Here is a 21,214-nt window from a genome sequence, read left to right on the forward strand (position 1 = left end):
TAAATTGTAAATTGTTTGTACTAGCATAATCGCAGATTAAACATGATGTATCCGGCATATCTCCCGGGCGACATCGGCTATTTGGGTAGAGTGGTAATGAGTAAACAATCCCAACATGTTTTAGTTACCTTACCTCATCCTCTACTGCGCATGGCCAGTTTAGGTCTGGTGGCTTTCATTTTTACGCTATTCTCGTTGGAACTGTCGCGTTTCGGCGCGCAGCTGGCGCCGCTTTGGTTCCCAACGTCAATCATGATGGTGGCTTTTTACCGTCATGCGGGAAAGATGTGGCCGGGAATCGCGCTGGCTTGTTCATTTGGTAATATCGGCGCGTCCTTACTCTTCTTCCCCGGTGAATCGCTTAGCTTCACCTATACGGCTATCAACATTATTGAGGCTGTCGTTGGCGCAATGCTATTGCGAAAACTGCTGCCCTGGTACAACCCCTTACAAAATCTTAACGACTGGGCGCGCCTGGCATTTGGTAGCGCCGTGGTTCCCCCAGTGTTGGGCGGCTTGTTACTGTGGTTATTGCTGCCAAAGGAAACCTCGTTAAATACCTTCCTTATTTGGGTGCTGTCAGAATCCATCGGCGCGCTGGCGCTGGTGCCGCTAGGTTTGCTGTTTAAGCCCCATTATCTGCTTCGCCACCGCAACCCGCGGTTACTGCTGGAAACCGTCATCACACTTCTGGTGACCTTAACGTTCAGTTGGCTGTCCATGATGTATCTTCCATGGCCTTTTACCTGCGTTATCGTCCTGTTGATGTGGAGCGCCGTTCGGTTGCCGCGAATGGAGGCATTTTTAATTTTCCTCAGCACTGTGATGATGGTCTCGATGATGTTGGCCGCAGACCCTTCTCTGCTCTACATCCCCAAACCCAACTTGATGACCAGCCTGCCGTGGCTGCCGTTTTTGATGATCCTGCTGCCGGCCAATATGATGACGATGGTGATGTACGCGTTTCGGGCCGAACGCAAACATATCTCTGAAAGCGAAACGCGCTTTCGCAATGCCATGGAATATTCCGCGATTGGCATGGCGCTGGTAGGGACGGAGGGGCAATGGCTCCAGGCGAATAAAGCGTTGTGCCAGTTTCTGGGCTACAGCCAGGATGAGCTACGTTCGCTAACCTTCCAGCAATTAACCTGGCCGGAAGATCTGAATAATGATCTCGAACAGTTGGATATGCTGGCACGTGGGGAAATCAACAGCTACTCCATGGAAAAACGCTATTACACGCGTTCCGGTGATGTCGTCTGGGCCTTGCTGGCCGTTTCGTTGGTGCGTCATAGCGACAATACCCCCCTCTACTTTATTGCACAGGTTGAGGATATTAACGATCTGAAGCATACCGAGTGGATTAACAAACGGCTGATGGAGCGCATTACCCTCGCCAATGAAGCCGGGGGAATTGGCATCTGGGAATGGGAGCTGCAGCCTGACGTAATCAGTTGGGATAAACGCATGTTTGATCTCTATGAAGTCCCCGCGCATATCAAACCCAGTTGGCAAGTCTGGTATGACTGCGTTGTGCCCGAAGATCGTGAACATGCTAAAAATGTCATTCGCGATTCGCTGGCCGCTCGTGCTCCCTTTAAGCTCGAGTTTCGTATTGCGGTCAAAGATGGCGTGCGGCACATCCGCTCACTGGCAAACCGGGTACTGAATAAAGACGGTGAAGTTGAACGCTTCCTTGGCATCAATATGGATATGACCGAGGTGAAGCAGCTTAACGAAGCGCTGTATCAGGAAAAAGAACGGCTGCACATTACGCTGGATTCGATTGGCGAAGCGGTGATTTGTATTGATGTCGATATGAACGTGACCTTTATGAATCCGGTCGCCGAGAAGATGAGCGGCTGGCAGCAGGAAAGTGCGATCGGCATTCCGCTGCTGACGGTATTGCGTATTACCTTTGGCGATAACGGTCCGCTGATGGAAAATATCTACAGTGCTGACATGTCGCGTACTGCCATCGAGCAGGAAGTCGTTCTGCATTGTCGCAACGGCAGCAGTTATGATATTCAGTACAGCATCACCCCCCTTAGTACTCTCGATGGCGGCAGCATTGGCTCGGTGCTGGTGATTCAGGATGTCACCGAGTCACGTAAAATGCTGCGCCAACTTAGCTACAGCGCCTCGCATGATGATCTGACGCAATTGGCAAACCGGGTCAGCTTCGAAAATCATCTCAAACAGTTACTGCATACGGTTCACGACACGCACCAACGGCATGCTTTGGTTTTTATCGATCTCGATCGTTTTAAAGCCGTAAACGATAGCGCCGGTCACGCGGCAGGCGATGCCCTGCTACGCGAACTCTCTTCACTTATGCTGAGCATGCTGCGTTCCAGCGACATGCTGGCGCGCCTTGGCGGCGACGAGTTTGGTCTGTTGCTGCCGGATTGTAATATCGAAAGCGCCCGCTTTATCTCAGGTCGCATCATCAGCGCCATCAACGATTATCATTTCATGTGGGAAGGCCGCTTGCACCGTATTGGCGCCAGTGCGGGGATTACGCTAATTGATGAAAAAAACCATGTCGCCAGCGACGTCATGTCTCAGGCGGATATTGCCTGTTATGCGGCGAAGAACAGTGGACGTGGGCGAGTCTGCGTGTATGAACCCCAGCAAAGCGAGGCTCATGCTGCGCGAAGCCAACTGTCATTGGATGAACAAAGACACACCATTACCCACAACCCAATGTTAATCATCGCCAGGGGCGTGGCCTCCCCGCGTATACCAGAGACGTTTAGCTTCTGGCTTCTCTCGCTGCGTTTAGGGACAGCTGAAGGGGAGATTATTGAAGAACACGCTTTCCGTGCCGGGCTGGTCGATCCTACATTAAATCAGGCGCTTGACCGCCGGGTATTCACCGAGTTCTTCCAGAGTGCTGCCCCGGCCGTCGCCAGTAAGGGACTCAGCATTGCCCTGCCCCTTTCCGCCGCCGGGCTGCTGAATACAGAACTTGTTGACGAACTGCTGGGGCAACTGCAAAGAAGTCCGTTACCACCACGACTGCTGCACCTGACCGTTCCGTCTAACGTGATAAAAACAAACCCAACTCAGGCTATATCCACATTACATCGACTGCGTCAGTGCGGATGTCGAATTATTTTAAGTCATGTCGGTCGCGATTTAGAGCTGTTTGACAACCTGAAGTATCGCATGGTTGATTACCTTCTGCTCGACAGCGAGCTAAGCGCCAGCGCCCACGGTAACGTGATTGACGAAATGTGGGTGTCCATTATCCAGGGCCATGCTCAGCGTCTGGACATTAAAACCATCGCCGGCCCGGTGCAGTTGCCGCTGATCATGGATGCGCTTTCTGGCATCGGGATTGATATGATTTATGGCGATATCATTGCCGACGCCCAACCGCTGGATCTGCTACTGAATACCAGTAATTTCGCCATCAACTAACGGCTGCCAGCCATCCGTATACCAGATATGTAATAACGCATAGGAGCGCCAGGGTTTCCAGCGCTCTGCATACCGCCGTATCTGGGCGGGCGTCATGCCGGCAAAACGTTGTTTGATCAGATAGTCATCCGGCAGAAAAACATCTTTCGCCTGCCAGCCGCGCAACGCAAAGTAGTTGGCGGTCCAGCGCCCTATTCCGGGGAACGTTTGCAGATGTTTGACGCCTTGCTCGATATCGGCAGGCGCTTGCGTCGCAAGCGTTCCGTCCAGCGTCGCACGAGCCAGATGAATTAACGCTTCAGCACGTTTGAGCGGCATCCCTAACGCTTTCAGGTGTAATGGATCGGCATCAGCGAGCGCTTCAGGGGTGGGGAAACAGACATATTCTGGCGCCTCCTCCAGCGTTTCCCCATAAGTATGCGCCACTTTCGCCGTCAGTTTCGCCGCCATAGCCACGCTGACTAACTGCCCTAAAATAGCTCGTACACCTTGTTCAAAAGCATCAACACTGCCTGGCAAACGCAGTCCCGGACGCGCTGTCCCGAGACTTCCCAGCGCACTGAGGATTTGCTGCGGGCAACAGGTAAGATCGAATAAACGCGTCATTTTAGCCAGACACTCTGCGGCAACCGGCTGTAGCCCCTGACTCAACGTCACGTGTAGTTGATGGGTGTGTAGATCCGGTATCACGCGCACCAGACCACGATGATTCCCGACGGACAGGCTTCTGACATAATGCAGATCCCCCACCGTTTCTACCCCTTCCACCGCACGGGCGGCCAGGAACCCCAGCATCCAGGGCCAGTCGTAAGGCGGTTGCCAACTCAACGTGAACATTGCGTTTTCCTTTTCAAACAAACCTACAGCATAAACGGTATTCAAACGATACGCCTTGCTTTCATATTCCAGTTGTCGGGACGTCAACATTTCGTTAAAGTCACGCCCCTTCTTCACTGGCATGGGGATTTTTACGGTGTTTATTGGTTTTGACTACGGTACGGCAAACTGTTCAGTGGCCGTTATGCGAGACGGGCAGCCACACTTGCTCAAAATGGAAAATAACAGCACGCTTCTGCCCTCAATGCTTTGTGCGCCAACGCGCGAAGCGGTCAGCGAATGGCTGTATCGCCATCACGACGTTGCAACCACGGATGATGAAACACAGGCGCTGCTGCGCCGTGCGATGCGCTATAACCGCGAAGAAGATATCGAGGTTAATGCCAACAGCGTGCAGTTCGGTCTGGCTTCGCTGGGTCACTATATTGACGATCCGGAAGAGGTGTATTTCGTTAAATCACCAAAATCCTTTCTCGGCGCCAGCGGTCTGAAACCACAGCAGGTTGCACTGTTTGAGGATCTGGTCTGCGCCATGATGCTGCATATTCGTAATCAGGCACAAAGCCAGTTGCCGGAAGCCATCACCCAGGCCGTTATTGGTCGTCCAATCAACTTTCAGGGTTTAGGTGGCGATGACGCCAATACCCAGGCGCAAGGTATTCTTGAACGCGCCGCAAAACGCGCGGGTTTTCAGGATGTCGTCTTTCAGTACGAACCGGTAGCGGCTGGCCTGGATTACGAAGCCACGCTGCAGGAAGAAAAACGCGTATTGGTCGTGGACATCGGCGGGGGTACGACTGACTGTTCATTGTTGCTGATGGGACCGCAATGGCATCAACGCGCCGATCGCGAAAACAGTCTGCTGGGGCACAGCGGCTGTCGCGTAGGCGGGAACGATCTGGATATTGCGCTGGCCTTTAAACACTTGATGCCGCTCCTCGGCATGGGTGGAGAAACGGAAAAAGGCATCGCCTTACCTATTCTGCCCTGGTGGAACGCGGTCGCGATTAACGATGTCCCCGCGCAAAGTGAGTTCTACAGTAGCGCCAACGGACGCTTACTGAACGATCTTGTGCGCGACGCCCGGGAAGCCGATAAAGTCGCGCTGTTGCTCAAAGTCTGGCGCGAGCGTCTGAGTTACCGCCTGGTGCGCAACGCAGAAGAGAGCAAAATTGCGCTGTCCGACCAGAACATAGTTACGGCGGCGATACCGTTTATCAGCGAAACGCTGGCCACCGATATCAGTCAACACGGACTGGAAACTGCGCTCAATCAGCCCCTGGCGCGTATTCTCGAGCAGGTGCAACTGGCGCTGGAAAACGCGCAGGAAAAACCGGACGTGATTTACCTGACCGGCGGCAGCGCGCGTTCGCCACTGATCAAAAAAGCTCTCGCAGCGCAGCTTCCGGGCATCCCAATTGCCGGTGGCGATGATTTCGGTTCCGTTACCGCAGGATTGGCCCGCTGGGCTGAGGTTGTTTTCCGCTAAGCCGCTCGCAAGCTGAAAGGTGTGTGTATTGACATCACCGTTGCTGTGGCTTATTTTCAGGAGTGAGGGTTAGGGAGGGTTTCCCCTCCCCCTGGTGTCTTAGTAAGCCGCGAAGCTAATGACTAAGAGTATCACCAGTATGATGACGTGCTTCATCATAACCCTTTCCTTATTTTGGCCCCTTCCTCGGGAGGGGCTTTCCCGTTCCAGCGTCCCGCTGAAATCTCTGGCTTACCTCCTTTTTGCCTTGAACGCACTCTAGCGCACTATTTCTTCTTCGCCGTTTTCAGCGCTAAATGTTGCGTAACGCCTCGCAAAGCCGCATCGGCATTCAGACGAATCCCGACAGTGTTTCATAATTCCTCCATTTTTCTCCCTTGTTCGCTGGCTAAACTAGTATCATTCCGCGAATCGTTTCAGGATGAGAAACTCATAACAATGAAAGGCAGTAACAAATCCCGCTGGGTGATAGCAACTGTGATCGTCGTGGCCGCCATCGCCGCATTCTGGTTCTGGCATAGCCGCAGTGAACCCCAGGGAACCGCACCAGGCGCGACCAAACAAGCGCAGCACTCGCCAGGGGCTGGGCGTCGTGGTATGCGTTCCGGGCCGTTGGCCCCCGTTCAGGCTGCCACCGCCACCGTGGAAGCTGTTCCGCGTTACCTGACGGGACTGGGCACCGTTACTGCCGCCAATACCGCTACGGTGCGAAGCCGGGTAGAGGGTCAGCTTATCGCGTTACACTTCGAGGAAGGGCAACAGGTAAAAGCTGGCGACCTGCTGGCAGAGATAGACCCCAGCCAGTTTAAAGTTGCTCTGGCTCAGGCGCAGGGGCAATTGGCAAAAGATAAAGCCACGCTGGCGAATGCCCGTCGCGACCTTGCGCGTTATCAGCAGTTGGTAAAAACCAATCTGGTCTCCCGCCAGGAACTGGATGCCCAACAGGCGCTGGTAAATGAGACGTTAGGGACAATCAAAGCGGATGAAGCCAGCGTCGCCAGCGCCCAATTACAGCTCGACTGGAGCCGGATAACCGCGCCTGTCGATGGGCGGGTCGGTCTGAAACAGGTGGATGTTGGCAACCAGATTTCCAGCGGTGATACCACCGGCATCGTCGTTATTACACAAACCCACCCCATCGACCTGATTTTCACCTTACCTGAAAACGACATTGCCACCGTGTTGCGGGCGCAAAAATCGGGGAACCCGCTGAAGGTCGAAGCCTGGGACCGTACTAATTCGCAAAAACTCAGCGAAGGTCTCCTGCTGAGCCTCGACAATCAAATCGACGCGACCACCGGAACCATCAAAGTTAAGGCCAGGTTTAACAATCAGGATGATGCCTTATTCCCGAACCAGTTCGTTAACGCCCGCATGCTGGTCGACACGGAACAAAATGCCGTTGTCATCCCCACTGCCGCCCTGCAAATGGGTAACGAAGGTCACTTTGTCTGGGTGCTGAATAGCGACAACAACGTCAGTAAACACCTGGTTAAACCGGGTATCCAGGATAGCCAGAAAGTGGTGATTACCGCCGGACTGTCCGTAGGCGATCGCGTGGTGACTGACGGTATTGACCGCCTGACAGAAGGGGCCAAAGTTGAAGTCGTGGAGGCACACGACGCAACTGTAACAGACGATAAAACCACGCCGCGCGGCTACGGCAAAAAAGGAGCTAACTCCTGATGCAGGTGTTACCTCCAGGCAACTCAGGCGGCCCATCGCGCCTGTTTATTCTGCGCCCCGTCGCCACCACGCTGCTGATGGTCGCCATTTTGTTGGCCGGTATTATCGGTTATCGCTTCCTGCCGATCGCCGCTTTACCGGAAGTGGATTACCCCACGATTCAGGTCGTAACGCTCTACCCCGGCGCCAGCCCGGACGTTATGACTTCGGCGGTGACAGCACCGCTTGAGCGTCAGTTTGGACAAATGTCCGGCTTAAAACAGATGTCCTCGCAAAGCTCCGGCGGCGCTTCGGTCGTCACGTTGCAGTTTCAACTGACGCTCCCGTTGGATGTCGCCGAGCAGGAAGTTCAGGCTGCCATTAATGCCGCCACCAATTTATTACCGGGCGATCTGCCCAATCCACCGGTCTACAGTAAGGTAAACCCGGCGGATCCACCGATCATGACGCTGGCCGTCACCTCCAGCGCGATGCCGATGACGCAGGTGGAAGATATGGTCGAAACCCGCGTCGCCCAGAAAATCTCTCAGGTTTCCGGCGTGGGTCTGGTGACGCTTTCCGGTGGGCAACGTCCGGCTGTCCGCGTGAAGCTTAATGCGCAGGCCATTGCCGCGCTCGGTCTGACCAGCGAAACCATCCGTACGGCCATTACCGGCGCCAACGTCAACTCGGCTAAAGGCAGTCTTGATGGCCCAACGCGCGCCGTCACCCTCTCAGCTAACGACCAGATGCAGTCTGCGGATGAATATCGTCAGCTGATTATTGCCTATAAAAACGGCGCACCGGTACGCCTGGGCGATGTTGCGACCGTTGAGCAAGGGGCAGAAAATAGCTGGCTCGGCGCATGGGCCAATAAGCAACAAGCCATTGTAATGAATGTTCAGCGCCAGCCTGGGGCAAACATCATTTCCACTGCTGACAGCATCCGCCAAATGCTGCCGCAGCTCACTGAAAGCCTGCCTAAATCAGTAAAAGTCAGCGTGCTTTCGGATCGTACAACCAATATTCGTGCATCCGTAGCCGACACCCAGTTTGAGCTGATGCTAGCGATTGCGCTGGTTGTTATGATTATCTACCTGTTTCTGCGCAACATTCCGGCGACGATTATACCCGCAGTCGCCGTACCGCTGTCGCTAATCGGCACCTTTGCGGTAATGGTATTTCTTGATTTCTCTATCAATAACCTGACCTTAATGGCGCTCACCATCGCCACCGGCTTTGTGGTGGACGACGCCATCGTGGTGATTGAGAATATTTCACGTTATATCGAAAAAGGCGAAAAACCGCTGACCGCCGCCCTGAAAGGTGCGGGCGAGATTGGTTTTACCATCATCTCTCTGACATTTTCGCTGATCGCCGTGCTGATCCCACTGTTGTTTATGGGAGATATTGTCGGGCGATTGTTCCGCGAGTTTGCCGTAACGCTGGCCGTGGCGATCCTGATTTCTGCGGTGGTGTCGCTCACCCTCACGCCGATGATGTGCGCCCGTATGCTCAGTCAGGCATCGTTACGTAAACAGAACCGCTTCTCGCGCGCCTCTGAACGGATGTTTGATCGCATCATCGCCGGGTACGGGCACTGGCTGGCAAAAGTGCTCAACCATCCGTGGCTGACGCTCAGCGTGGCGCTTGGTACGCTGGCGCTGAGCGTCATGCTGTGGGTGTTTATTCCAAAAGGGTTCTTCCCGATACAGGATAACGGCATCATCCAGGGCACGCTGCAGGCGCCGCAGTCCAGTTCGTTTGCCAGCATGGCTCAGCGTCAGCGTCAGGTTTCAGATGTCATCCTGCAAGATCCGGCGGTTGAGAGCCTGACCGCTTTTGTTGGCGTGGATGGTACCAATCCGGCGTTAAACAGCGCTCGTTTGCAAATCAACCTTAAGCCACTGGATGAACGCGACGATCGCGTGCAGAAAGTGATCGCGCGGTTACAGGAAGCAGTAAACAACGTTCCCGGCGTCGACCTCTATCTTCAGCCTACGCAGGACCTGACGATTGATACTCAGGTCAGCCGGACGCAATATCAGTTCACGTTGCAAGCGACTTCCCTTGATGCCCTCAGCACCTGGGTTCCCCTACTGTTGGAAAAGCTACAACAACTACCGCAGGTGTCTGATGTCAGCAGCGACTGGCAGGACAAAGGGCTGGTAGCCTATGTGAACGTCAATCGCGACAGCGCCAGCCGTTTAGGCATCAGCATGGCGGATGTCGATAACGCCCTGTACAACGCCTTCGGCCAACGCCTGATTTCAACCATCTATACACAGGCTAACCAGTATCGCGTCGTGTTAGAACATGACACCGACACGACGCCCGGGCTTGCGGCTATGGATACGATTCGTCTGACCAGTAGCGACGGCGGCGTGCTGCCGCTCAGCGCTATCGCCAGCATTGAACAGCGCTTCGCCCCGCTCTCGATTAACCATCTCGATCAGTTCCCGGTTACCACCATCTCGTTCAATGTGCCAGACGACCATTCGCTGGGCGACGCGGTACAGGCGATTCTGGACGCTGAAAAAACGCTTAACCTGCCAGCGAACATTACCACCCAGTTCCAGGGCAGTACGTTGGCCTTCCAGGCCGCGCTGGGTAACACTATCTGGCTGATTGTGGCGGCGGTTGTCGCGATGTATATCGTGCTCGGCGTGCTGTATGAAAGCTTTATTCACCCGATTACCATACTCTCCACGCTGCCCACGGCGGGCGTTGGCGCACTGCTGGCGTTAATGATTGCCGGCAGCGAACTGGACGTCATTGCGATTATCGGCATTATTTTGCTCATCGGTATCGTCAAGAAAAACGCCATCATGATGATCGACTTTGCCCTGGCCGCAGAGCGCGAACAGGGTATGGCGCCGCGTGAAGCCATTTTCCAGGCCTGCCTGCTGCGTTTTCGCCCGATCCTGATGACCACGCTGGCGGCGCTGCTGGGCGCATTGCCCCTGATGTTAAGTACCGGCGTAGGTGCTGAATTACGCCGTCCATTAGGGATTGGTATGGTCGGCGGTCTGCTGGTAAGCCAGGTATTAACCCTGTTCACCACCCCGGTGATTTATCTGCTGTTTGACCGTTTGTCGCTGTATGTGAAAAGCCGCTTCCCACGTCAGGAAGAGGAAGCGTAAATGAAATTTTTCGCGCTTTTCATTCATCGTCCGGTGGCAACCATTCTCATCTCTGTGGCCATCACTCTGTGCGGCATACTGGGCTTTCGTCTGCTGCCAGTGGCTCCGCTGCCGCAGGTGGATTTCCCGGTGATTATGGTCAGCGCCTCATTACCCGGCGCATCTCCTGAAACGATGGCCTCCTCCGTCGCCACCCCGCTGGAGCGCTCTCTGGGCCGCATCGCGGGCGTGAATGAAATGACCTCAAGCAGCTCGCTTGGCAGCACACGCATTATTCTCGAATTTAAATTCGACCGTGACATCAACGGCGCTGCGCGAGACGTTCAGGCCGCGATTAACGCCGCACAAAGCCTGCTACCAAGCGGAATGCCCAGTCGCCCAACGTACCGCAAAGCCAACCTTTCCGACGCGCCGATTATGATCCTGACGCTCACCTCTGATACGTATTCCCAGGGTGAGCTGTACGATTTCGCGTCAACCCAGTTGGCGCAAACCATCGCGCAAATCGACGGCGTGGGTGACGTGGATGTGGGAGGGAGTTCTCTGCCTGCCGTGCGCGTAGGCCTCAACCCACAAGCGCTGTTTAACCAGGGCGTATCGCTGGACGACGTGCGTAGCGCAATCGACAACGCCAACGTGCGTAAGCCGCAGGGAGCTATCGAGAGTGAAACCCATCGTTGGCAGGTACAAACCAACGATGAGCTGAAAACGGCAGCCGAATACCAACCCATTATCATCCACTACAATAACGGCGCTGCGGTGCGGTTGGGTGACGTTGCATCTGTGAGCGACTCGGTGCAGGACGTGCGTAATGCGGGGATGACCAATGCCAAACCGGCCATCCTGCTGATGATCCGCAAGCTGCCGGAAGCCAATATCATTCAGACGGTAGACAGCATCCGGGCTAAATTACCGGAATTGCAAACCCTGGTCCCGGCCGCCATCGATCTGCAAATCGCCCAGGACCGCTCGCCGACCATTCGTGCCTCGCTGGAGGAAGTTGAACAGACGCTGATTATCTCTGTGGCGCTGGTTATCCTGGTGGTCTTTGTCTTCCTGCGTTCCGGACGCGCAACCCTCATCCCCGCCGTCGCAGTTCCGGTCTCGCTAATCGGCACATTTGCCGCCATGTATCTGTGCGGATTCAGTCTGAACAACCTGTCGTTAATGGCGCTAACCATTGCCACGGGTTTTGTCGTCGATGACGCCATCGTGGTACTGGAAAACATAGCCCGCCATCTGGAAGCCGGAATGAAACCCCTTCAGGCAGCGTTACAAGGCACGCGCGAAGTCGGTTTTACGGTGCTCTCCATGAGTCTGTCGCTAGTGGCGGTGTTTCTGCCGCTGCTGCTGATGGACGGCCTGCCGGGGCGATTACTGCGCGAATTTGCCGTCACGCTGTCGGTTGCCATCGGCATTTCACTGCTGGTGTCGCTGACATTAACGCCGATGATGTGCGGCTGGATGCTCAAATCCAGCGCCCCGCGCGAACAAACGCGTAAGCGGGGATTTGGTCGCATGTTAGTGGCGCTGCAACAGGGCTACGGCACATCGCTTAAATGGGTGCTGCGCCATACGCGGCTGGTGGGCGTGGTATTACTCGGCACCATTGCGCTGAACATTTGGCTCTACATTTCCATCCCAAAAACCTTCTTCCCTGAGCAGGATACAGGCGTATTGATGGGCGGGATCCAGGCTGACCAAAGCATCTCTTTCCAGGCGATGCGCGGCAAACTGCAGGACTTTATGCAGATCATCCGCGACGATCCGGCAGTGAATAACGTCACCGGCTTCACCGGCGGTTCCCGGGTCAATAGCGGGATGATGTTTATTACCCTCAAGCCACGCGGTGAACGCCATGAAAGCGCTCAGCAGGTGATCGACCGCCTGCGCGTCGCGCTGGCAAAAGAACCGGGCGCGAATCTGTTTCTGATGGCGGTGCAGGACATTCGCGTTGGCGGACGCCAGGCCAACGCCAGCTATCAGTACACACTACTGTCCGACGATCTGGCGGCGCTGCGTGAATGGGAACCTAAAATTCGCAAGGCGTTAGCTGCCCTGCCCCAACTGGCGGACGTCAACTCCGATCAGCAGGACAATGGTGCGGAAATGAACCTGATCTACGATCGCGACACCATGTCGCGTCTGGGAATCGATGTTGCCGCCGCCAACAGCCTGTTGAATAACGCTTTCGGACAACGGCAGATTTCGACAATCTATCAGCCCATGAACCAGTACAAAGTGGTGATGGAGGTTGATCGACGTTACACCCAGGACATCAGCGCGCTGGACAAAATGTTCGTCATCAACAATGACGGTAAGGCGATCCCGTTATCGTACTTTGCCAAATGGCAACCGGCGAATGCCCCGCTGTCGGTGAATCATCAGGGCTTGTCTGCCGCTTCAACCGTGTCGTTTAACCTGCCGACGGGCTCTTCACTTTCTGAAGCAACGGAGGCCATCAATAGAACGATGACCCAGCTTGGCGTTCCCTCGACGGTTCGCGGCAGTTTTGCCGGTACGGCGCAGGTATTTCAGGACACCATGAACTCGCAGGTGATCCTGATTATCGCCGCCATCGCAACGGTCTACATCGTATTGGGCATGTTGTATGAAAGTTATGTTCACCCTCTGACTATTCTGTCCACACTTCCTTCGGCGGGGGTTGGGGCCTTAATGGCACTGGAGCTGTTCAATGCCCCGTTCAGCCTAATCGCCCTGATAGGGATCATGCTATTAATTGGCATTGTGAAGAAAAACGCCATCATGATGGTCGATTTTGCGCTGGAAGCGCAGAGAAACGGTAAGTTACAGCCGGAGGAAGCCATTTTCCAGGCCTGCCTGTTACGCTTTCGCCCAATAATGATGACCACGCTGGCGGCGCTGTTTGGCGCGCTGCCGCTGGTGTTATCCGCAGGTGATGGCTCCGAACTGCGCCAGCCTTTGGGGATCACCATCGTCGGCGGGCTGGTGGTGAGTCAGCTCCTGACGCTGTACACCACGCCCGTGGTCTATCTCTTTTTCGACCGTCTGCGTCTGCGTTTTTCGCGTAAAAATAGCAAACCGGTAGCCGAGTTATGACAGAACTTCCCGACAGCACCCGCTGGCAACTTTGGATTGTGGCATTTGGCTTTTTTATGCAGTCGCTGGATACCACCATCGTCAATACTGCGCTTCCTTCGATGGCCGCCAGCCTCGGAGAAAGCCCGTTACATATGCATATGGTCATTGTGTCATATGTATTAACCGTTGCCGTAATGCTGCCTGCCAGCGGATGGCTGGCGGACAAAGTCGGCGTGCGCAATATCTTCTTCACCGCCATCATCCTGTTTACGCTTGGCTCGCTGTTTTGCGCCTGGTCCGGCACGCTCAACGAACTGGTGATGGCGCGCGTCTTACAAGGCGTTGGCGGCGCGATGATGGTGCCGGTTGGCAGGCTAACGGTGATGAAAATCGTCCCGCGTGAGCAATATATGGCGGCGATGACGTTTGTCACGTTACCCGGCCAGATTGGCCCATTGCTGGGTCCGGCGTTAGGCGGCGTTCTGGTTGAGTATGCCTCCTGGCACTGGATATTTTTGCTGAACATTCCGGTTGGCATTGTCGGCGCGATAGCAACGTTAATGCTGATGCCCAACTACACCATGCAAACGCGACGCTTCGATCTTTCGGGATTCGCAATGCTGGCGGTCGGCATGGCGGTGCTAACGCTGGCGCTCGATGGCAGTAAAGGAACCGGCATCTCCGGTATCACGCTGGCAGCGCTGGTTATCTGCGGGGTGTTGGCTATTGCGCTGTATCTGAAACACGCCCATCGTAATCCGCGCGCGCTGTTTAGCCTGAATCTGTTTCACACACCAACCTTCTCGTTAGGCCTGCTCGGCAGTTTTGCCGGACGTATCGGCAGCGGTATGCTGCCGTTTATGACACCGGTGTTTTTACAGATTGGCCTCGGTTTTTCACCTTTTCATGCCGGGCTGATGATGGTCCCGATGGTGCTCGGCAGTATGGGCATGAAGCGCATTGTGGTGCAGGTCGTTAACCGCTTTGGCTACCGTCGCGTACTGGTTGCCACAACGCTTGGCCTGTCGCTGGTCAGCCTGTTGCTGATGACCACCGCGCTGCTCGGCTGGTATTACGCCCTACCCTTTGTGCTGTTCTTACAGGGAATGGTCAACTCAACGCGTTTTTCATCCATGAATACCCTGACGCTAAAAGATCTGCCAGACGATCTCGCCAGCAGCGGCAACAGCCTGCTGTCGATGATCATGCAATTGTCGATGAGTATCGGGGTGACTATCGCTGGCCTGCTGTTAGGTATGTTTGGTCAGCAGCATATCGCTATCGACAGCGGCAGTACGCATACCGTCTTTATGTATACCTGGCTGTGCATTGCATTCATTATTGCGCTGCCCGCCATTATTTTTGCCCGCGTGCCGAACGACACGCAAACTAACGCGGTGATCTCACGGCGCAAAAGGAGCACCTGATGAAGTTCTGGCGGCCCGGTATCACCGGCAAACTGTTTCTGGCGATTTTCGCCACCTGCATTGTGTTGCTGATCAGTATGCACTGGGCCGTACGCATTAGCTTCGAACGGGGCTTTATTGACTATATCAAACACGGTAACGAGCAGCGTCTGCAAATGCTCAGCGACGCGTTGAGCGAGCAGTATGAGCAGCATGGCAACTGGCGGTTCTTACGCAATAACGATCGTTTTGTGTTTCAGATCCTGCGCTCGTTTGAACACGACAACGACGATGATAAACCCGGTCCCGGCATGCCGCCGCACGGCTGGCGTACACAGTTTTGGGTTGTTGATCAAAACGCTCGCGTGTTGGTCGGCCCGCGCGCTCCGGTCCCTCACGACGGTATGCGCCATCCTATCCGCGTCAATGGTAGCGAAGTGGGCGCCGTGATTGCCTCTCCCGTAGAGCGCTTAACGCGTAATACGGATATCAATTTCGACATGCAGCAAAGACGCTCCAGCTGGCTTATCGTCGCGCTTTCTACGATCCTGGCAGCGCTGGCAACGTTTACGCTGGCACGCAGCCTGTTGGCCCCGGTCAAACGACTGGTGGAAGGCACGCATAAACTGGCGGCAGGCGATTTCACCACCCGCGTTGCGCCGACCAGTACCGATGAGCTGGGCAAACTGGCGCAAGACTTTAACCAGCTTGCCAGTACATTGGAAAAAAACCAGCAGATGCGGCGAGACTTTATGGCCGATATTTCTCACGAACTGCGTACACCGTTGGCGGTGTTACGTGGCGAGCTGGAAGCCATTCAGGATGGCGTCCGCCAGTTTACCCCTGACTCCGTAACCTCTTTACAGGCCGAAGTCGCAACGCTCACCAAACTGGTGGACGATCTTCATCAGCTCTCCATGTCCGATGAAGGCGCGCTGGCCTACCAGAAAACATCGCTGGATCTTATTCCCCTGCTGGAAGTGGCAAGCGGCGCATTTCGTGAACGCTTTGCCAGCCGGGGATTGACGATACAACTTTCTCTCCCGGACAGCATGACGGTCTTCGGCGACCGGGATCGTCTGATGCAACTGTTCAACAATTTGCTGGAAAACAGTCTGCGCTACACCGATAGCGGCGGCGGGCTGCATATCAGCGCTGAACAACGTGAACGCATGGTGTTATTAACCTTCGCTGATTCCGCTCCAGGCGTGAGTGAAGAGCAGTTGCAGAAGCTGTTTGAACGGTTTTATCGCACCGAAGGCTCGCGTAACCGCGCCAGCGGAGGTTCCGGCTTGGGGCTGGCGATTTGCGTCAATATCGTACAGGCGCATAATGGCCTGATCCGCGCCGCCCATTCGCCTTTTGGCGGGGTTAGCATTACAGTAGAGCTACCGCTTGAACGCGATTTACAGAGAGATGTATGACAGAGTTACCCATTGATGAAAACACGCCGCGTATTCTTATCGTGGAAGACGAACCCAAGCTGGGACAACTGCTTATCGACTATCTGCGAGCGGCAAGCTACGCACCTACGCTCATCAGCCATGGCGATCTGGTGCTGCCTTACGTGCGTCAAACGCCGCCCGATCTGATCTTGTTGGATCTGATGCTGCCCGGCACCGATGGCCTGACCCTGTGTCGGGAAATTCGCCGTTTCTCTGAAGTCCCTATCATGATGGTAACCGCAAAAATCGAAGAAATTGACCGTCTGCTGGGACTGGAGATTGGTGCGGATGATTATATTTGTAAACCCTACAGTCCGCGCGAAGTCGTCGCTCGCGTGAAGACGATCCTGCGTCGTTGTAAACCACAGCGCGAACTGCAACAAATGGATGCGGAAAGCCCGCTGATCGTCGACGAAGGTCGTTTTCAGGCGTCGTGGCGGGGGAAAATGCTCGACTTAACGCCTGCGGAATTCCGCTTACTCAAAACGCTGTCACATGAGCCGGGAAAAGTGTTCTCCCGCGAGCAGTTGCTTAACCATCTGTATGACGACTATCGCGTTGTGACCGATCGAACCATCGACAGCCATATTAAGAACCTGAGACGCAAGCTGGAGTCACTGGATGCGGAGCAGTCATTTATCCGCGCGGTATATGGCGTAGGGTATCGCTGGGAAGCCGATGCGTGCCGAATTATGTAATCAGCGATAGCCCAAGCGATATCAGATAAGGTGGAGCGACCACCAGGTACAATGACTTTACCTGCCCGCCCCTCAGCGCTACAATGCCCGCCCTTAATATGGGGGCACTCCCCTAACCGCCTCATTGAGTGAGGCGAGTCTGACCTGTCATCAGAACGAGATAATTATGTTTAAACCGGAACTCCTTTCCCCGGCGGGAACGCTGAAAAATATGCGTTACGCTTTCGCCTATGGCGCAGATGCTGTCTATGCGGGCCAACCGCGTTATTCACTGCGCGTACGCAACAACGAATTCAACCACGAAAACCTGCAGCTCGGCATAAATGAAGCCCATGCACTGGGCAAAAAATTCTATGTGGTGGTTAACATCGCCCCGCACAACGCCAAGCTGAAAACCTTCATTCGTGATCTGAAACCGGTGGTGGAAATGGGGCCGGATGCGCTGATTATGTCGGACCCGGGACTGATTATGCTGGTGCGCGAAAACTTCCCTGACATGGATATTCACCTGTCAGTGCAGGCTAACGCCGTCAACTGGGCGACGGTCAAATTCTGGAAGCAGATGGGGCTGACCCGCGTGATCCTGTCTCGCGAGTTGTCGCTGGAAGAAATTGAAGAGATCCGTATCCAGGTGCCTGATATGGAGATTGAGATCTTCGTTCACGGCGCATTGTGTATGGCCTATTCCGGGCGCTGCCTGCTCTCTGGTTACATCAACAAGCGCGATCCGAACCAGGGCACCTGTACCAATGCCTGCCGCTGGGAATACAACGTGCAGGAAGGAAAAGAAGATGTGGTGGGCAATATCGTACATAAGTACGAGCCGATCCCGGTACAAAACGTCGAACCCACGCTGGGTATTGGTGCGCCGACAGATAAAGTCTTTATGATTGAAGAAGCCCAGCGACCAGGTGAGTACATGACCGCGTTCGAAGACGAACACGGCACTTACATCATGAACTCGAAGGATTTGCGTGCTATTGCCCACGTTGAACGTCTGACGCAGATGGGCGTGCATTCGCTGAAGATCGAAGGCCGTACCAAGTCATACTATTACTGTGCACGTACTGCGCAGGTTTATCGCAAAGCCATTGATGATGCCGCTGCCGGCAAACCGTTCGACCCGCAACTGCTGGAAACGCTGGAAGGTCTGGCGCATCGGGGTTACACCGAAGGATTCCTGCGCCGCCATACGCATGACGACTATCAGAACTACGAATACGGTTTCTCCGTTTCCGAACGCCAGCAGTTTGTTGGCGAATTTACCGGCGAACGTAAAGGCGAACTGGCAGCCGTGCTGGTGAAGAACAAATTCACCGTCGGCGACAGCCTTGAATTGATGACCCCACAGGGCAATATCAACTTTACCCTTGAGCAGATGGAAAACGCGAAAGGCGAAGCCATGCCGGTTGCTCCGGGCGATGGTTACACCGTGTGGATGCCGGTACCTGAGGATATCGATCTGAATTATGCCTTGTTAATGCGTAATTTTGCCGGTGAGTCCACACGTAACCCGCATGCTAAGTAGTTAATTACGGTTATTTTTCAGCGATCGGAAGATTCTTAGAAATCGATCACATACCGTTTCGTTCATTAAGGGTATTATCCCACCCGCTGAAAAACATAACCCATAAATGCTAGCTGTACCAGGAACCACCTCCTTAGCCTGCGTAATCTCCCTTACGCAGGCTTATTTTTTGCCTGTAATTCACTGAAATAAATGGATTTATTTCGATCAATGTCCACATATCGACCACATCGACTATTCAAACCCCGTCTTAACGGGGTTTGAATACTGTAATGGTGAGTTTATGGACGGAGGTAATACTCGGCAATTCGAAGCGCTGAAATGTGCTTTTCATGGATCATGTCGTTCCCGCATCCGCATTCATTCTCACATGGTTCTCGTACCCATACACCATCGCTATTTTTTCGGTAGAACCACCCAGGACGAAAACCTACGTTTTGCATGTACATCCCTGGGTGAACGACAACTAATTCGCATACTTCAATCAGGTCAGTCTCATGGCATATGATTCCAATTCCCTTCTGATACACGGCCTGAAAGTCTTTATTGACATGTTTTATTAGTTCATCTATCTCAAAAGCGACGTAATTTTTTCCTTTAAGAAGCCGCTCTATCTTTGGCAAGCGCAATGGAGAATTGTCATTATCTTTACCAAAGAGAATTATGCTGGGTGAACTTATCGTAACGCCGCCTGTTAATTCGCCTCTCATCGTTTCAATAGAGTCAAATAGCTCAGCTATTTTCCCACCACGATAGAAAGCAACACTAGGGCAAACTTTTTTCACATAACTATCATGATATTCAGGTAATTCAAGTGACCGCTTGAATACAGGAATATCTATATTTGGATCTCTTAATTGTTCAATTTCCCGCCAAGGTAAGTCTAATAACTCCTTGAGGATAGGATCCTCCGTAACTGACGGAAATAAGGAGTTTGTATCAGTGATTGCATTCAATGCGGCATATTGTTTTAAAAGTGAACGACTAGCTTTTATCTGTGCAATAAAGCAATTTTCTGGAACTGGCTTTCCATATAGCGGCCCCAGTAACCAAGCATCTTGGGCCTGCATTCTGGGTCGGAAACCCTCAATTTCAATATCAGAAAGATCAACCAAACCAAGACGAGATGCTAGTGATTTATCTAGAATGTAGAGATATCCATCTCCATCTTCATAATAATACCATACCGCTTTTTTTATCAGCCATATGGGGTTTTCATGACAGTCTTCGCACATGTCTATCTTTGGCGGTGGAGATGGTTTTATTGATAGTGAAAATTTATGGCTCGCAAACCAAGCGGCAACTGCTGGGTTAGTGGTACAGTCAACATAGAATGATCTCCATCCATAGTGTTGTAACAGTGCCTGTACATATTCCAGATCATTTGCGTGGCTACCAATTACTCCCTCAAGCACACTTGCAGCATAGCTAATCCACTTTATCATCTTTGACTTGTTACATTCATCGCGATCAAAAGAAGCAAGTACGGATGGCACCTCCTGCTTACCATAGAGAGAGTTTTGACCTCGAAATAATACATTGTTACCAAACTGTGCAATTACAGCTTCCAGCTCACTAATAGTTCTGACCTCAAATTGTTCCAATTCTTCCCTCTCCCCTGAATTCGCAATCATGGCATCTTGCACGCAAAATTTATGAACACCGACTCTAGTACTATGTTAACAAATGTATCAGAAGCTTCCCCTATCATTTGATTTAGCCATCGGAAAACCGTCACAACCATCACACCCCACAAAAACAACACTTATCCATATGATTTAGCTAAATAAATCTTGTGATGGTAAAACCATCACAAAACGTAACGTAAACCGTCACACCCAATAAATTCAGTAAGTTATAAAACAGAGTTGTGATGATTTAAGACCGTCACACTGTGATGCTGTTGTGATGGTTTCGTGATGGTTTTCAATACCACTATTTACTTATATATATCATATAGATAGATACTATTTTTAAATCTTGTGACGTTTGTGATGGTTTTCCGATGCCCCCCCTAAATTTTTGAAAAAATCAGAATCGGTCAGAAATCACCCTGATTTGTTGGTGGTTTTGTATATCTAACTGTTAGTGACTTGAGCACTGGAGCGTCTACGTTAGTGCAGGTATGGCAATGGTTCAGGGCTGTGCAAAGTATTTCAGTTCCGCATTCCACTGCCATTCCACGCCAGAGTACGCCAGTTAAGGCCTGGATACTTACACGCTCTTACGTGATCCCGCTGCGGTCGTTACGTAAAAAGTCGCGTGATCGCTGTTAATCCCGCATGTAATCAGGCTCCGATATTTCTCACCCATAGCCGGCAATCGCACAAAAAATGAAATCCTTGAAATCTGTTTCACACATTTCAGTTGGCGAACCACTGCCAAAGCCCCAGCGCTGGCGCGGTCTGCCGATGTGTTTTGTACCGCCGGAAAAACTGAAATCATTCACAACACGAAAACCGCAGGCGGGTGCGGTGTAGCGCCGTTTTCGTCACTTCCTCCGTTATTTCGTCG

Annotated in this window: 13 protein-coding genes; 9 read left to right on the forward strand and 4 right to left on the reverse strand. The window is 53.2% G+C overall.

Annotation, left to right across the window (positions count from 1 at the left end; genetic code table 11):
- Positions 1-96 precede the first annotated feature (96 nt).
- A complete protein-coding gene (locus tag ACVXHP_RS07835; protein WP_447571228.1) occupies positions 97-3,426 on the forward strand; it encodes a diguanylate cyclase in 3,330 nt (1,109 codons plus the stop codon).
- Here the strand turns inward: ACVXHP_RS07835 and alkA are convergent.
- Positions 3,394-4,263: a DNA-3-methyladenine glycosylase 2 gene (gene alkA, locus ACVXHP_RS07840; protein ID WP_447571229.1), complete on the reverse strand. Its 870-nt coding sequence runs from the start codon at positions 4,261-4,263 to the stop codon at positions 3,394-3,396. The genes ACVXHP_RS07835 and alkA overlap by 33 nt on opposite strands.
- Before the next feature lie 136 nt (positions 4,264-4,399).
- Here alkA and yegD point away from each other — a divergent pair, with 136 nt between their 5' ends.
- On the forward strand, positions 4,400-5,752 hold the full coding sequence (yegD, locus tag ACVXHP_RS07845) for a molecular chaperone (RefSeq protein WP_447571230.1): 1,353 nt from the start codon (positions 4,400-4,402) through the stop codon (positions 5,750-5,752).
- Between the two features lie 99 nt (positions 5,753-5,851).
- Here yegD and ibsA read toward each other — a convergent pair whose 3' ends face one another.
- Entirely contained in the window at positions 5,852-5,911 is a 60-nt protein-coding gene (gene ibsA, locus ACVXHP_RS07850) for a type I toxin-antitoxin system Ibs family toxin (RefSeq protein ID WP_103770573.1), read from the reverse strand.
- A gap of 279 nt (positions 5,912-6,190) precedes the next feature.
- Here ibsA and ACVXHP_RS07855 point away from each other — a divergent pair, with 279 nt between their 5' ends.
- The 7 genes from ACVXHP_RS07855 to trhP all read left to right on the forward strand — a co-directional run bounded on the left by ACVXHP_RS07855 (position 6,191) and on the right by trhP (position 18,700).
- The gene (locus ACVXHP_RS07855; RefSeq protein WP_447571231.1) at positions 6,191-7,438 is read left to right on the forward strand and encodes an MdtA/MuxA family multidrug efflux RND transporter periplasmic adaptor subunit; all 1,248 of its coding nucleotides are present in this window, start codon (positions 6,191-6,193) and stop codon (positions 7,436-7,438) included.
- Positions 7,438-10,560 (forward strand): MdtB/MuxB family multidrug efflux RND transporter permease subunit, encoded by a 3,123-nt coding sequence (locus ACVXHP_RS07860; protein ID WP_447571232.1) that lies wholly within the window; start codon positions 7,438-7,440, stop codon positions 10,558-10,560. The genes ACVXHP_RS07855 and ACVXHP_RS07860 overlap by 1 nt, the downstream gene beginning before the upstream one ends.
- Complete coding sequence (gene mdtC / locus ACVXHP_RS07865) at positions 10,561-13,641, forward strand: multidrug efflux RND transporter permease subunit MdtC (protein ID WP_447571233.1); 3,081 nt, start codon at positions 10,561-10,563, stop codon at positions 13,639-13,641.
- The gene (gene mdtD, locus ACVXHP_RS07870; protein ID WP_200005910.1) at positions 13,638-15,050 is read left to right on the forward strand and encodes an MFS transporter; all 1,413 of its coding nucleotides are present in this window, start codon (positions 13,638-13,640) and stop codon (positions 15,048-15,050) included. Before mdtC ends, mdtD begins: the two co-directional genes overlap by 4 nt.
- Entirely contained in the window at positions 15,050-16,453 is a 1,404-nt protein-coding gene (gene baeS, locus ACVXHP_RS07875) for an envelope stress sensor histidine kinase BaeS (RefSeq protein WP_200005909.1), read from the forward strand. The genes mdtD and baeS overlap by 1 nt, the downstream gene beginning before the upstream one ends.
- Complete coding sequence (gene baeR, locus ACVXHP_RS07880) at positions 16,450-17,172, forward strand: envelope stress response regulator BaeR (RefSeq protein WP_200005908.1); 723 nt, start codon at positions 16,450-16,452, stop codon at positions 17,170-17,172. The genes baeS and baeR overlap by 4 nt, the downstream gene beginning before the upstream one ends.
- 166 nt (positions 17,173-17,338) lie before the next feature.
- The gene (gene trhP, locus ACVXHP_RS07885; RefSeq protein ID WP_200005907.1) at positions 17,339-18,700 is read left to right on the forward strand and encodes a prephenate-dependent tRNA uridine(34) hydroxylase TrhP; all 1,362 of its coding nucleotides are present in this window, start codon (positions 17,339-17,341) and stop codon (positions 18,698-18,700) included.
- A gap of 281 nt (positions 18,701-18,981) precedes the next feature.
- Here the strand turns inward: trhP and ACVXHP_RS07890 are convergent, their stop codons facing one another.
- Together ACVXHP_RS07890 and ACVXHP_RS07895 are read right to left on the reverse strand one after the other, a co-directional pair.
- Positions 18,982-20,334, reverse strand: a complete 1,353-nt coding sequence (locus ACVXHP_RS07890) for an FRG domain-containing protein (RefSeq protein WP_447571234.1) — start codon at positions 20,332-20,334, stop codon at positions 18,982-18,984.
- Between the two features lie 671 nt (positions 20,335-21,005).
- On the reverse strand, positions 21,006-21,149 hold the full coding sequence (locus ACVXHP_RS07895) for a hypothetical protein (protein WP_447571235.1): 144 nt from the start codon (positions 21,147-21,149) through the stop codon (positions 21,006-21,008).
- Between the last annotated feature and the right edge of the window lie 65 nt (positions 21,150-21,214).

The organism is Citrobacter freundii complex sp. 2025EL-00176 (assembly GCF_053309355.1).